Here is a 15,231-nt window from a genome sequence, read left to right as displayed (position 1 = left end):
GACAACGGCTGCCAAGCATCGAGGACAACGGCTGCCAAGCCTGCCGGAAAAAACAACCGATTTATAAACCCTATTATACACATAGAACATGAGAACATCATTACATGACATCCACCTACCGGCAAGGCGAATATTCGCCTTGCTGATCAGTGTCGCGACACTGATCGCCACCCTCCCGACAGCGGCCCGCGCGCAAGCGGAACCTCCCGGGGCACTCGACCTTGCCACCCTGCCGGGCACCCTGAACAATAACTGGTACATCAACCTCGCGTACCTAAACGGCACGTGGGTGTACAAAGTAGGGGCATCCGACACGCAGGCCCCGACCACCGGCACCCCCTTCAACGGTACCATCACCGGCACGATGCCCGAGGTAGGCCGGCAGTTCGTCATACACCCCTCCGCCGATCCCGACAGCGGCAACCCACCGGCGCTGACGCTGAAAGACGCCGTCATAACCTCAAGTTTCAACCAGCTCTTCTATATCAAGGCCGGCGCGGAACCGACCCTCCGGATCGAGGGGGAGAACCGGATCGAGATCATGAGCGACCTCATCTATAACTTAGGCACGCTCACCCTGACCGTAGCCGATGCGCAGGAGATAAGCCAAGGTATCCTAAACGGATCTCCCGCGGGCACGGGTACGCTCACGGTCTATGCCCAAGCGCCGCTCAGCATCGGCGCCATCTCCAACTTCCAGAATGCCCGGATGCATCTGGACGGAGAGATACATGTCATCAGTAAAACAGGTGGCTCAGCCTTTAAAAACGACAATACCTCGCCGGACGCGATCACGTTCGGGGATAACGCACGGATCCACCTGCAAGCGAACGCGCTCTGCACCTATGTAAGCGGCTTTATCGAACTGGATTTCGATACCGCCCCGACCGATGGCCGGACGCTGTCCGTCACCCCGGCAGGCGACGACGAGCCGGCGGCCACCTTCGCGACCGACGGGACCTGCTGGGGTTACGCCTTCCTCGCCGCGGCCGATACGCGGTATACCGCCTCCCTCGACGGCGAGCGGCTATATGCCGGCAGGCGTTACAGCGGGTCTTCCTATAAAGACGGAAACTACCCCTTCTTCCGGACAGACGGGGCATACTGCCGATACTCCGGCGCCACCGCCACCCGCCCCACCCCGCAGCCGCTCGACCTTTCCAAGGACTACGGCTACGGCAGCACCCGCACCGGCATCGACCTCTTCTTCGACCCCGCGGACGGATGGTACTGCGACGAGAAGATGTTCGACGGGACGGTGACGACAAACGGCAGCTCATCCTACATCAACATCCCCGCCACCATCCATGCCGAGGGCGAGGCTACGCTTACGCTGGACAAGGTAAATTTCCAGCTCCCGACGGGCACGGCCCTCACGGTAGCGAGCGGGACGGTGACGCTCCAAAACAACACCTACAACGCCCTCCTGTCCGGAACCCACGCGCTCCGGGTAGAGACGGGAGCCACCTGCCTCATCTCGCCGCCCGCCGACCCAGATAACACCTTGGCGCTTACAGCCGCCGAGCAGGCCATCCACCCCGAAGGCGGCGGCACCGTGAAGGGCCTTGTCCAACTCACATGGCCGGAATCTCCGTCTGGCTACATCTACCTCAAACCGGCGGAACCGGCGGAGAATCCGAATGGTCTGACCTTCAATATTACAGGCATGAAGAGCATAGCCACGAACTACCCGCTCTCCTTCTACCTAGAGAATCAGTCGACGGGCTTGAAACAGGAAGGCTACCGCTCCGACGACCCGGAGCAAACCTACCTCAGCACCTTCCCCGCCGCCCATCCCGACCGGCTGACAAGCTACACGGGATTGCGCGAAATCACGCCCGCATGGATCGTGATCGACAAGGAGACGGCCTTCGACGCGAGCATGCCGGGCCAATGGCTGCGCGTCACCGAGAAGGGTGTCCTTACGGTAGGGAAGATAGGAGAAAATGGAGTATTTCCACTGGTGAATGATCTCGAGCTGCAGGACGGCGGGCAGATCCGGTTCGCCGATGACGGCGTGCTAGGACTCGTAGCGGCCCGCTTCACCCACCTCTTCCCCAACCGCAACCAATGGCGGGCTACCACGCTAGCGGCCGATAATGCCGACAAATTAGCCGGCGATGCGGGAACCCCTTGCTACGTACGTACCGGATATCCCGACGCCACCGACCAGACTTGGCAGCCGGCGGATCCCGACAACCTGTATATGCAGTTCGCCGCGGGTGACCCCGTGCTGATCGCCGGCGAAGGCCCGGAGACAGACACGCTGCGCCTCAATTACGGCAATACCTACCTCTTCAAGGACAGCCCCGACTCCCCCGTCGAGCCCACCAGCCCCGCCGAGCCGCTCAACATGGGCGTGTTCCTCTTCAAGGGCAATCGGGCCTCGTACAATGTGGAGATGCGAAACATATACGTCCTCAGCGACGACGGCAGCCGCTTCGAGCTGAAGGACCGGGTTACCCTGCGACCCTTTGAGAGCTATGTCGTGGCCAATGCCGCCACCCAAGCCCTGCTGAAGAGCCTCCGCTTGGACGGTATCGTCACGGGTACGGAGCTGGCCGAGATCCCGGCGGACAACAGCTTCCGCGCTTGGACCGCCGACGGACGTTTGCACCTTAGCGCCGACCATGCCGAGAAGGTGGCCGTATACCACGTCAGCGGGACCTTGAAGTGCTATCTGCCGCTCTTGCGCGGCGAGACGACGATCGCCCTTCCTTCCGGCATCTATCTCGTCCGCCAAGGCGGTACCGCGATCAAGGTCGTCCTGTAGAGCATACATTATATTATATACACTAAAACAGATACAAATATGAGAACATTCAGATATATCCTATCCTTGCTAGCCGCTACGCTCGCCCTGCTGGCGCAGCCGGCGATGGCGCAAGCCCCGGAGACGAGCACGAAGGCGCAACCTTCCGACCCAGTCTTCCCATACCTCCTCACCATCCAGCAACCCGCCGAGGGAGCGACGCTGGACGTAATGATCATGAACGCCGCCGGCACGTACACCGCCGTATCCTCCGGCCAGACCGTCTACAACGGGACCAAGGTAGACCTCTTCTTCGCCCCGCAGGAAGGCTACCGACTGACGGAAGGCTCCATCACCTACAACGGCAACGCTACGACCGCGGAGCCCCTAGCACCGAACGACAAGGGCTACACCGCACAGCGTAGCTTCACGATGCCCGCCCAGCCGGTGACGGTTACCGCCGAGGCCGAGCTTATCCGCTACACGATCACCTACGATCCGGCCGGCGGCACCCTCCCGCAGGGCAGCCCCACCCAATATACCATAGTATCGGACGATCTCACCCTCCCTACGCCGACACACGCCAATACCTACCTCTCCTTCGAGGGCTGGAAAGACGCCGACGGGAATACGGTAGCGACCGTGGCGAAAGGCTCCACCTGCGATCTCTCCCTCACCGCCCAATGGAAAGAGAGCGAGCTGGCAGAGGTGGTAGGAGGGCCGGACGAGACCCGGATCGTCACCACCATCATGACCGCCGAAGAGATTCTGGCCGCTCTTGCCGCCACATGGCCCAAGTTCACCTTCACCACCGACAGAGGCGACGTGATAGATAGCCCGATCTCGTGGAAACTGAAAGACGGCGCTACCCTCGACCTCACGCCCGGCAAGAAGAACCCCTTCATCTGGACAGCCACACCGCTGCCTGATGGCGTGAAAGGCAATGGGTACGTGATGTCCGGCACCACGCAGGTCTACCTCGAAGCCTCCCCTATCATACCGAAAGACAACGGCGAGATCACGATAACGGACGAGAACAAGTTCCAACAAGACGGTGGTACCGACAACTACTTCAACGGAGAGATCAACGGAGAGGAGGGCAAGACCATAAACAAACTCACCCTCACCCCTCCCGCCGATACCGATATGACAATAAAGCTCAACGAGGTAACCTCCGCGACCACCCTCATCAACGGGACCGGGAAGACCAACCTCACCTTGAACGGCACGAACAGTCTGGGTGCGGTCACGATCGAGCCCGGCAACGAATTGACGCTCACCCCCGGCGAGAATGCCGGCGACCTTGTCAACACCGCGGTCACCAACAAGGGCCATTTCACGGATCTTACCGCACGAGTGCCCACCGTGACACTCCCCGGCAACATCACCCTCGAACGGGTAGACCCGGCGGCAAGCACCCCGATACCATCCACTGACGGCTACGCGGAGCTTGAGGCCGGCATAACCGCCCCCGAAGGCACCCAAATGAATTTGACGTATCTATGGCAGATTTTCAACGCACAGGCCGGCACATGGTCTACCGCCCCGGATGACTCGCAGCTGCGCAACGCCTCGAATACCTACAGGACGAGAACCGTAGGCCAGTATCGTTGCCTAGTTACCGCCACCGTAACCGGAGACGGCGGCACGACCACGACCACAGCGCTCGCCACGCCCCCGGCTGCCGTAACGTCTTACGTTCCTCCCATAACGCCACAGCCCGCTACCTATACCGTAACCCTCCCCTCCTTGGTAGGAGCCTCCACCACCCCGGCAGCCGGAGCGCATACGGTAACCGAAGGCGACGGCTTCTCCTTCACCCTCACCTTGGACGCAGACTATGACCAGTCCGTCCCCGTAGTGACCATGAACGGAAACGCCCTCACCCCCGACGCAAGCGGCAAGTACACGATCGCCGATATTTCCGCCAACCTGACCGTAGCGATCACCGGTATCGTGAGAAATACCACAACCGGTATCGAGCAAGTGGAAAACGCTACCTTGATCCGTGCCGAGAGCGGAGCCTTGCTGATCCGTACGCCAGTCTCCGTGACAGCGCAGGTGATCGCCCTCACCGGAAACGTAGTCCGCACGGTACGGCTTCCCGCCGGAGACAGTCGTGTAGATGGCTTGGCTAGCGGTATCTATATCGTCCGCCTATCCAATGAGATAACGAAGAAAGTGATAATCCGATAGGCAAGGTTTCACGAGTGAGAGCGGCTGTCATCGCCGCTCTCACAAAAAGAGGTCGTTTTTAGCGTTCCAATAAGTCCAAGACCAGCTCGAAGCCTTCGGCGCCGCTATAATAAGGATCCGGGACGGGAATAGAATAAAGACAGTCACAAGAATAAACTACCGAAGCATTGTCTAACTGATTCTATTTCGTATATTTGCCATTGAAAACCAGAGACAAAAGAAGGATAAAGATATGACAGCATTAGAACTCAACGCAGAATTATTCCGCCAACTCAGTATCATCGCCGAAGATGAGACCTTGATGCGTAAAGCCGTAGAAGCCATCCGCCGTCTTGCGCAGCAAAAGGAAGCACAGACTGAAGAGACTGAATATATTAGTAAGGAAGAGGTACTGGAGGGAATAGATGCCGGACTGAAAGACATGATAGCCGGCAGAACACGGCCAGCGAATGAGTTATTAGAGGAGTTACGTCATGAATTATAGAATAAAAACAACCAAATCTTTCGATAAAGAAATCAAGCGGCTTGGTAAACACTACGCATCCATCGCAAATGACTATGCCGCACTCCTTGATGAACTGGCACAAAATCCCCGACTCGGTATCGACCTTGGAAGTGGTCTCCGCAAAATTCGTATGCAGATCACCTCCAAAGGAAAGGGTAAAAGTGGTGGCGCAAGGGTCATCACTTTTACTGTTATTGTATCGATGGAAGAAAGCGAAATTAATCTCCTTTATATCTATGATAAAGCGGATCGTCCCTCCATCAGCACACACGAAATAGAGAGACTGCTTCATAAAAACGGATTAAGGTAGCCTATCAGAGTAAACTCACAGGATACGATCCTTACAATATTCCAACAACCCGGCGCAAGCATCTTCCAATAGATCCAAGACCAACTCGAAACCTTCGGCACCGCTATAATAAGGATCCGGGACGTGATCGTACAACTTATTCCGGGAGAACTCTGTCATCTGATGTATCTTAGCGACGGATTCCAGATCGGGAGCCATCCGTTTCAAGTCCGTTATATTTTGGTCGTCCATGCCGATAATCAAATCGAAGTCATGGAAGTCCCACTGACGTACCGGACGGGAGATCGAATCCAACACATATCCCCTACGGGCCGCATGCGCCCGCATCCGTGAATCCGCCCGGTCTCCCTCATGATACCCGGCTATCCCGGCGGAATCGATCTCAATCCGATCTCCCAATCCCGCATCCTTCACCAACCTCTTCATTACTGCCTCCGCCGACGGAGAGCGACATATATTCCCCAAGCACACAAACAATAACCGTACCTTCTCCTCCTTCATCACTAAGCTCCTTTCCATTAATTTTCAATTCTCCATTTTCAATTCTCAAGCCGGGTCCACATCATAATGAACAAGCAACTGCTTAAACGGTACATATCCTTGCATCTCAGTATGAATCCCCTCCAATATCTCACGAAGCGGAGCGATCCCGGCGGATATCTCGATCTTCAAGACGATCTTCTTGATATGAAGCGTCTGTACCCGAGTGATAGGCGGCGTAACCGGCCCCAACACCCGCTCACCCAAACGAGCACGAAGTTTCTCGGCGTATAAAGCAGACATTTCCTGCAAAGCCTCCTCATTCCGACTTCGAAGGATCAAGACGATCAAACGGTAGTAAGGCGGGTAACGGAACATACTACGCTCGCTCAATTGCAAGCTCACCATTTCCTTATAAGCAAAATGCTGCACCATACGGATCAAAGGATGCTCCGGCTGAGTAGTCTGCAAGATCACCGTACCCCGCTTATCCCGTCGTCCGGCACGTCCGCTAACCTGTACCATCAATTGATAAGCCCGCTCGTGCGCCCGGAAGTCAGGGAAATTCATCAGGCTATCGGCACTCAGGATTCCGACCACGCTGACATTCCCGAAATCCAATCCCTTCGACAACATCTGGGTACCAATCAAGATTTGTGTCTTCCCCTTCTCGAAATCCGAGATGATCCGCTCGTAAGCCGTGCGGGTACGGGCCGTATCGAAATCCAGCCGCTCCACCTTCGCCGCTGGGAATTGCCCAGCGATCTCCTCCTCTACCTTCTCCGTACCGAAGCCTTGCATCTTGAACTCCGTCCCCTTACACTCTGGACATACCTGCGGCAAGCGGTAGGTATAACCGCAATAATGGCAAACCAGCTGATTATGCGCCTTGTGGTAGGTAAGGCTAACGTCGCAATTCACGCAACGAGGCACCCACCCGCACCCTCGGCACTCGATCATCGGGGCGAATCCCCGGCGGTTTTGGAATAGGATCGCCTGCTCGCCCCGGGATAGGGCCTCCCGCACCTTCTCCAGCAACTGAGGAGAGAAAAGGGTATCTTTCATGATCTTCTTGCGCTTTAGCTCCTTCACGTCCACCGTAATAATCTCCGGCATCAAGCAATCACCGTAGCGGGTAGATAGCTCGACCAGACCGTATTTCCCCGCCGTAGCGTTGAAATAGGAATCGATGGAGGGAGTGGCGGAACCCAATAAGGTCTTACCGCCGTGCATACCCGCCAAGACGATGGCAGCGTTACGGGCATGGTAACGGGGTGCCGGGTCCTGCTGCTTATACGTATTCTCATGCTCCTCGTCCACGATAATCAAGCCCAAGTCCTTAAACGGAAGGAAGAGGGAAGAACGGACCCCCAATACCAGCATAGGCTCGTCGCTATGCAGCAGCTTGTTCCAGACCTCCACCCGCTCGTTGTCCGAGAACTTAGAGTGGTAGACCAATAGCTTATCCCCGAATAATTTCGCCAGCCGTTCCGTGATCTGGGTCGTGATAGCGATCTCCGGCAACATATATAAAACCTGCCGCCCCAGCCGCAAGACCTCATGGATCAAACGGACGTATATCTCGGTCTTACCACTGGAAGTCACGCCATGAAGCAAGCAGACCTCCTTCGTCTTGAAAGCCTCATGGATCTCTCCATAGGCTTTCTCTTGCGCCGGACTGAGCGGATTCGGCTCTTGCAAGCGGCAGACGGATACTTGCAAACGCCCCACCTCTTTCTCGTAACTCTCCAAGATACCCCGTTTCAGCAGACCCTCCAATACCGCAGAGGTATAACCACTGCGTTCCAATAGCTCTTTCTTGGAAAGCTCCTTCGATAAAGCAGGATTTAACGTATGACTTAAATCCAAGAAACTGACCAGCAGAAGCTCTTGCTTCTTCGCTCGTTTCAAATCCTCGAACACCGCCTGTAATTTCGTCTCATCCCGGTAAGCCTCGGCCAAACGGATAAACGCCTGTGTCTTGGGAACGAATCCTCGCTTTAGCTCCTCGCTCACCTCGACCGCCCCTTTCACCATCAAGGAAGAGACGATCGGGACAACATTTCGAAGACCGGTCTTCTTCTCCAACTCCGAGATCGTCAATTTCAAGATCCCGCTAAAGGCATCCAGTACCGCTTGCTCATTCGGGCGCAAGGGGGCGGTGGCCTCGAAATCCTCATTATAGGTAACCGCCGTCTCGCTTTCCAACTTTAAACCGGAAGGCAAGGCCGCCTTATACACGTCGCCCAGCTTACATATATAATAAGAAGATATCCATTTCCAGAAACGGAGTTGCGGACGGCGGAGCACCGGCGTGGCATCCAGCAAAGCGTAGATCTCCTTCGTCTCAAAATCGGATACCGGTTCCCGGTCGTGTACCTCCATGACGATGGCCGTATAATATCGTTTCTTCCCGAAATGCACGATCACCCGGCAACCGGGAGTCACGGCTCTTTCCAGATCTTCGGGTATCCGATAGGTATAGCTATTCTCCAAAGGAAGGGGAAGTATGACGTCCGCGTATTTCATTCAAACAGGTGTTTCATTACGAGCCCAAAAATAACAAAAAAGGCCGGACTTCTAAAGCCCAGCCTCTCTCATTTTATTTTCACCTATTTAGAACAAGATCGCTGCCGTGATAGACCATCCACGGTTCTTTCCGGCACCGTCGGAGAGGTTCACCTTCTCAATGCTATAGTTATCAGTCAGTCCCAGACCATAATTGAAACCCACCTGCAAGTGACTGATCAGCTCCACGCCGGCACCGAAGTTAAGACCTGCGCTGAAATTCTTCGCCTTCACCTGATCCGCTACGGAACCCGGGATATCCCAAAATTTATCACCGCCTACACGGAAACCGATATACGGACCGGCTGCCAAATACGCCTTGACGATCGGTAAACCGAATTTCCATTTCAAGTTGACCGGAACATCGATATAATCCGTCTTCATCGAAGTCTTAACCCCGCCAGCCGAGGTCGTCTCCAAACCTTTTTGCGAATACAACACCGCCGCATCGATCCCGACACCGACCAACGGTAAGGTCGTCTCGATCATCGGACCCACTTGGAAGCCGGTTACATTATCCGCTTTCAACACGTCCGAGTTGAAATGAACAGACGATATATTCACACCTCCCTTGATACCGAATTTAAGCTGAGCGTTCGCCGGAAGCGCCATCAACGCTAGCAAGGCAACCATAACAAGTCCCACAATTTTCTTCATATTCATACTTCTTTTGTTAATTACTCGTTGCAAATAAACGCACTTTTCTAATAATAAACAAATATTCTCTATAGAGTGTTCACGGAATACCCCAGTCCTTTAAACGCAAAGAAAGCATGCATCTTACACACGGAGCTCATCCCGTCGGTCAGATTCATGCTTCTTTCCCTAATTATTATGGCAAAATAATTATCCGAAACCATGAGACGACTTGATAAGAAAACCTTGGATAAAGAATAGTAAAAACCGGATACGGTTCTTGCGTTCTCTTCCGGCCTTTCCTCGAAGCCGTCGAAAATATACACGCCTTGCAGGTCTTCTGACTTACTTCCGGTCTTAAGCGCCTTCCCATTCACTTGAATGAACAGTGGCAACAGTATTGCTCAACCCGTTTATGAAGCTTACAGCAGCGGGACTGTCCGGGATTCTCACCCGATTCCCTTTTAATCCCTATCCGGCGATTGCCGAAAGGGAACAAAGCATGTAGCAAAGATACATAAAGTTTTGATGTAGCCTAACACTTTCCACAAAAAATATCCTTATATTCCCGGTTCCTGATATAGCATAAAGCCGCCCCGATAGCCGTGCGATACTCGGCATACTCCGGTATCTTGAAATGGACATCGCACATCTCCTCCAGACGGGGGAAAATATCCGGGCATTGTGGCAAGCGAGTTAGGTTACCGATCAATACGATATTCTTGATATCGCCATTTAACGAGGCGAAAACAGCTCCTTGCCCGATGGTCTGCAAGACCATATGAACGATACCGAGAGCGATATCCTCAACCTTAGCGTTCGCGTCCGCTTTTCCGAAAATAGAGGCTGTCACGTCCAGCGGCAGGCCGGGTAGCGGATGCGGCGTAATATCCCGGATATGCAAGTCGATATCATTCAAGGAACCGTGCTCGGCCAAAGACGCTATTTGGTGAAAGTCATGCGTTTTCAATAATAGCTTAGACAAGCCGAGGATTGTTCCGCCACCGATACCCAATCCCCCGATATGCTCGATCGTGGAGCCTTGTACCTTGACAAAGGAGGTACCCGTTCCCATGCTGACCACCAATAGACTGTCCAGTCCCGTATTATATTGCGCCCCTAGCCCATTCGCAAGGAACTCATCCGTCTTCGCAGTTGGTAAGCCATATAAAGGTTGATCGATATAGGCGCTACCTACACCCGTCAAGATCACTTTCTCTATATTCGAGAGCGAGATGTTATTATCATAAATATACTTACCGAAGGCTCCGAATAAAGAGGTTACCGGATCGGTAGCTTTCACGAACATCGGGTTCTTGATCTTCTTATCCTCCACGCCGACGATCTTAGTCGTGCTACCTCCCACATCTATACCTATAACGATTCCCATGATTCTTTCCCTTTTTAATTGAATAATCGCTACAAAAGTACATAAACCCGTATACAATACTAAAAAAGGCCGGACAAAATCAATTGTCCAGCCTCTCTTTATTAAAAAACCGTAAGGTTTAAATGCTATTTATTCGCCTAACAAGATCTCTAGGATCTGGCAAGCTGCCTTCGATACGGAAGTACCCGGGCCAAAGATAGCGGCAACGCCAGCCTTATACAAGAAGTCATAGTCTTGAGCCGGGATTACACCACCAGCGATAACGATGATATCCTCACGACCTAATTTCTTCAACTCCTCGATAACCTGCGGAACCAACGTCTTATGACCAGCGGCCAAAGAAGAAACGCCCATTACGTGAACATCGTTCTCTACAGCTTGACGGGCAGCCTCGGCCGGAGTCTGGAACAACGGTCCCATATCTACGTCGAACCCACAGTCAGCATAACCGGTAGCAACAACCTTAGCGCCACGGTCATGTCCGTCCTGACCCATCTTAGCGATCATGATACGAGGCTGACGGCCCTCTTTCTTAGCGAATTGCTCGCAAAGCTCGCAAGCTTTCTGGAAGTCTGCGTCTTTCTTAGTTTCTGATGAATACACGCCTGAAATAGTTCTAATGATTGCTTTATAACGACCTACAACCACCTCGCAAGCATCGGAGATCTCTCCCAATGACGCACGCAAGCCGGCAGCCTTAACAGCCAACTCTAATAAATTGCCCTTCTTCGTCTTCACGCACTCCGTGATATCAGCCAAAGCTTTTTGAACAGCGGCTTCGTCACGGTTAGCACGCAACTCCTTCAAAGCGGCGATCTGCTCGTTACGTACGGCTGTATTATCAATCTCAAGGATATCGATCGGATCTTCCTTCGGCAAACGATATTTGTTAACACCAACGATGGTCTGAACACCTGAGTCGATACGAGCCTGTGTACGAGCGGCCGCTTCCTCGATACGCATCTTAGGAAGACCTGTCTCGATGGCTTTCGCCATACCACCCATGCTCTCGATCTCTTGGATCAACGCCCAACCTTTATGTACCAATTCATTCGTCAAAGACTCTACATAGTAAGAACCAGCCCACGGGTCGATTTCCTTACAGATCTTAGTCTCTTCCTGAATGTAAATCTGTGTATTACGAGCGATACGAGCGGAGAAATCGGTCGGCAAAGCGATCGCCTCATCCAATGCGTTCGTATGCAAAGATTGTGTATGTCCTAATGTAGCGGCCATAGCCTCGATACAAGTACGTCCTACGTTATTGAACGGATCTTGCTCGGTCAATGACCAACCGGAAGTCTGGCTATGTGTACGCAATGCCAATGATTTCGGGTTCTTAGCGCCGAAGCTCTTCACGATCTTCGCCCACAACATACGAGCCGCACGCATCTTGGCGATCTCCATGAAGTGATTTACACCGATAGCCCAGAAGAATGACAAACGGGGAGCGAACGCATCCACATCGATACCGGCGTTGATACCGGCACGAAGATATTCCATACCGTCGCACAACGTATAAGCCATCTCGATATCAGCCGTAGCACCAGCCTCCTGCATATGATAACCGGAGATAGAGATAGAATTGAACTTCGGCATCTTCTGAGAGGTATACTCGAAGATATCAGCGATAATCTTCATGGAGAACTCAGGCGGGTAAATATAGGTATTACGTACCATGAACTCTTTCAATATATCGTTCTGGATCGTACCGGCCATTTCCTCCAACTTAGCACCTTGCTCCAAACCTGCGTTGATATAGAATGCCAATACCGGAAGCACACCACCATTCATGGTCATGGAAACAGACATCTTGTTCAAAGGAATACCATCGAACAACACTTTCATGTTCTCCAAGGAACAGATAGATACACCCGCTTTACCTACATCACCAACCACACGTTCGTTGTCGGCATCGTAACCACGGTGAGTCGGAAGGTCGAACGCAACGGACAAACCTTTCTGACCGGAAGCCAAGTTACGGCGATAGAAAGCGTTAGACTCCTCAGCGGTAGAGAAACCCGCGTACTGACGGATTGTCCAAGGACGCATAGCGTACATACCGCTGTACGGGCCACGTAGATAAGGAGGCAGACCGGAAGCATAGTTCAAGTGCTCCATACCCTCCAAGTCTTCTTTTGTATATACAGGTTTCACCTCGATATGCTCGGGTGTTTTCCAATTGGGCTCGATACCATTGGCTTTTGCCCATTCGGCAGCGTTTGTAGCTGCGAATCCGGCATTCTTTATATCTATGTTTTTAAAATTTGGTCTCATAATTGTTTATACTTAAGCGATTCCTAATTTAGCGTTGAATGCTTTCAATGTCTCAAGCACATTGCTCTTTACATTTACGAACTGGTCGATACCTTGAGCCTTCAAGTCGTCCGCACAAGCAGGAGCTCCGGCTACAACGAATTCGGCACGTCCGGCCAAAGCCTTGTAAGCAGCAGGAGCGAATTCAGCATACTCGTCATCACTAGAGCAAAGAACCACTATCTCAGCACCCGCCTTGACTGCAGCCTCAACACCAGCCTCAACCGTATCGAAGCCTAAGTTATCAATTATCTTATATCCGGCACAAGCGAAGAAGTTAGCGGAGAACTGTGAACGAGCCAAACGCATCGCCAAGTTACCGATCGTCAACATGAATACCTTCGGAGTCTTGCCACTCTTCTCTGTCGCCATACGCAAAGCCTCGAATTCGGAAGCGCCGCGAGAGAAATCAAGAGCCGGGATCGTTGCCTCGCCGCAATGACCACCGCCACAACAGCAAGAACCTTTTTCCTGAATCTTATCGGCAGCTACTTCCGTGAAGTTAGGATACTGGTTAGAACCCAACAGGATCTCACGACGGGTAGCAACCGCTTTCTTACGAACTACATTCGAAGCGTTAACGGCATTTTGGATCTCACCTGCGTTCACGGCAACGGAGAATCCTCCTTTTTCCTCAACCTCCAAGAACAACTTCCAAGCGACATCGGCCAAGGAATTCGTCAATACCTCTACATAATAAGAACCGGCAGACGGGTCAACGACCTTATCCAAGTGGCACTCTTCCTTCAATAATAATTGTTGGTTACGTGCGATACGCTCGGAGAAATCGTCCGGAGTCTGGTAAATCTTATCAAACGGGCGAACCGTGATAGAGTCTACGCCAGCAAGAGCGGCAGACATAGCCTCAGTTTGAGAACGAAGCAAGTTTACGTGAGCATCGTAAACCGTCATGTTCCACTCTGAAGTCTGTGCGTGAGCAACCATCTTGCAAGCGCATTCGCAGGCCGGCTTATAAGCGGCTACGATCTCGGCCCACAACCAACGAGCCGCACGGAACTTAGCGATTTCCATGAAGTAGTTAGAGCTGATACCAAAATTGAATTTGATCTTCTTGGCAACCTCGTCAGCGGTGAAACCAGCCTCGGTTAGTTTTGCCATCAATTCGTTACCCCAAGCCAAGGCGTAACCTAATTCCTGAGAAATGTAAGCGCCAGCATTGTTGAAAAGGAACGCATTTACAGCCAATACACGGTAGTTAGGCAAAGCCTGTCCAGCTTTGAGCACAGCTGCGGCACCTTCTACCCACTCACTGTTTTCTTTACCTTTTACTAAAGGTTTCTTGAAAGCGTCATAGTTTACAGAACCGTAGCACTTCTCTGCATCGACACCCTTGCCTTTGAAGTAGTCAGCCAAGATACCGATCAACTTCTCCGCTTTGCAGTTGCAAGTGTTGAAGTTCAATTCTACGGAAGCCGGACAAATACCCTCTAATAAAGTAGCTATGTTCTCCTCGTTCACCTCATCACCTTTGATGATGAACCCAAGAGAAGTAACACCTTTCGTCAAAAGGTCTAGTGCTTTCTCGTTAGCACCCTTGAAGCAGCAAACTTCAATGTTCTGGCGTACCTTCCAATCGTTGTCTTTCTTCGTTCCACGAACATAAGGGAATTCACCGGGAAGAGACTCTGTAGTCTTTAAACCCTCGATGTCTTCTGCACGATAGAAAGGATTTACATTAAATCCTTCGCCTGTCTTCCAAACAAGCTTTTTCTCAAACGGTACCCCTTTCAGGTCGGCCGTTATCTTCGCCATCCACTCTTCAGTAGACACAGGTGCGAATTCTGAGAAAAGTTTTTCTTTAAGTTCTGCCATAATATTAGTTGTTTATTAAACTGGTATTAGTAATGTTCAATACTATTTTGTTCAATTACAGATGGCAAAGGTAGAATAAATAAACAGTACCGACAATGAAAAAACAATGAAATCGCAACTACTTTTAACGCCTTTTAGTGGTATTCTCCCCGTTTTCTTGGCATTTTGATAAAAAACACACTTTTTCTTCAAAAAAACTCAGTCCAACTATTGCAGAATTAAAAAATATATCTACCTTTGCATCG

General features: G+C 52.2%; 10 protein-coding genes, 1 pseudogene and 1 riboswitch. Of the genes and pseudogenes, 4 read left to right on the top strand and 7 right to left on the bottom strand.

Annotated elements, in window-relative coordinates; genetic code table 11:
• Positions 1-88 precede the first annotated feature (88 nt).
• Both CI959_RS11455 and CI959_RS11450 read left to right on the top strand, forming a co-directional pair.
• Entirely contained in the window at positions 89-2,773 is a 2,685-nt protein-coding gene (locus CI959_RS11455; RefSeq protein ID WP_057317393.1) for a hypothetical protein, read from the top strand.
• A 39-nt stretch (positions 2,774-2,812) separates the two neighbouring features.
• Positions 2,813-4,948: a T9SS type A sorting domain-containing protein gene (locus tag CI959_RS11450; RefSeq protein WP_057317392.1), complete on the top strand. Its 2,136-nt coding sequence runs from the start codon at positions 2,813-2,815 to the stop codon at positions 4,946-4,948.
• A 58-nt stretch (positions 4,949-5,006) separates the two neighbouring features.
• Here CI959_RS11450 and CI959_RS21825 read toward each other — a convergent pair.
• Positions 5,007-5,102 (bottom strand): annotated as a pseudogene (locus CI959_RS21825) (low molecular weight phosphotyrosine protein phosphatase); the annotation flags it as partial.
• A 78-nt stretch (positions 5,103-5,180) separates the two neighbouring features.
• Between CI959_RS21825 and CI959_RS11445 the strand changes: the two are divergent.
• Entirely contained in the window at positions 5,181-5,432 is a 252-nt protein-coding gene (locus CI959_RS11445; protein ID WP_005854139.1) for a hypothetical protein, read from the top strand.
• Positions 5,422-5,763, top strand: coding sequence for a type II toxin-antitoxin system RelE/ParE family toxin (locus CI959_RS11440; RefSeq protein WP_008779978.1), 342 nt, complete (start codon positions 5,422-5,424; stop codon positions 5,761-5,763). Before CI959_RS11445 ends, CI959_RS11440 begins: the two co-directional genes overlap by 11 nt.
• A 15-nt stretch (positions 5,764-5,778) precedes the next feature.
• Here CI959_RS11440 and CI959_RS11435 read toward each other — a convergent pair whose 3' ends face one another.
• The 6 genes from CI959_RS11435 to mutA all read right to left on the bottom strand — a co-directional run bounded on the left by CI959_RS11435 (position 5,779) and on the right by mutA (position 14,986).
• Positions 5,779-6,282 (bottom strand): low molecular weight protein-tyrosine-phosphatase, encoded by a 504-nt coding sequence (locus tag CI959_RS11435; RefSeq protein ID WP_057317391.1) that lies wholly within the window; start codon positions 6,280-6,282, stop codon positions 5,779-5,781.
• Between the two features lie 27 nt (positions 6,283-6,309).
• Positions 6,310-8,772: a primosomal protein N' gene (gene priA / locus CI959_RS11430; protein WP_057317390.1), complete on the bottom strand. Its 2,463-nt coding sequence runs from the start codon at positions 8,770-8,772 to the stop codon at positions 6,310-6,312.
• An 87-nt stretch (positions 8,773-8,859) separates the two neighbouring features.
• Positions 8,860-9,468 carry a porin family protein gene (locus CI959_RS11425; RefSeq protein WP_005867222.1) on the bottom strand — a complete coding sequence of 203 codons (609 nt, stop codon included), beginning with the start codon at positions 9,466-9,468 and terminating at the stop codon, positions 8,860-8,862.
• A 291-nt stretch (positions 9,469-9,759) separates the two neighbouring features.
• Positions 9,760-9,963, bottom strand: a riboswitch (cobalamin riboswitch).
• A 19-nt stretch (positions 9,964-9,982) separates the two neighbouring features.
• On the bottom strand, positions 9,983-10,837 hold the full coding sequence (gene coaW, locus CI959_RS11420; protein ID WP_008773692.1) for a type II pantothenate kinase: 855 nt from the start codon (positions 10,835-10,837) through the stop codon (positions 9,983-9,985).
• 129 nt (positions 10,838-10,966) lie between these two features.
• Positions 10,967-13,114: a methylmalonyl-CoA mutase gene (gene scpA, locus CI959_RS11415; protein WP_005854126.1), complete on the bottom strand. Its 2,148-nt coding sequence runs from the start codon at positions 13,112-13,114 to the stop codon at positions 10,967-10,969.
• 12 nt (positions 13,115-13,126) lie between these two features.
• Positions 13,127-14,986 (bottom strand): methylmalonyl-CoA mutase small subunit, encoded by a 1,860-nt coding sequence (gene mutA / locus CI959_RS11410; protein ID WP_011966808.1) that lies wholly within the window; start codon positions 14,984-14,986, stop codon positions 13,127-13,129.
• Between the last annotated feature and the right edge of the window lie 245 nt (positions 14,987-15,231).

This window comes from Parabacteroides sp. AT13, from assembly GCF_002272965.1.
In the GTDB taxonomy this organism is placed as follows: domain Bacteria; phylum Bacteroidota; class Bacteroidia; order Bacteroidales; family Tannerellaceae; genus Parabacteroides; species Parabacteroides distasonis.
This window is presented reverse-complemented; position numbering and strand designations above follow the sequence as displayed.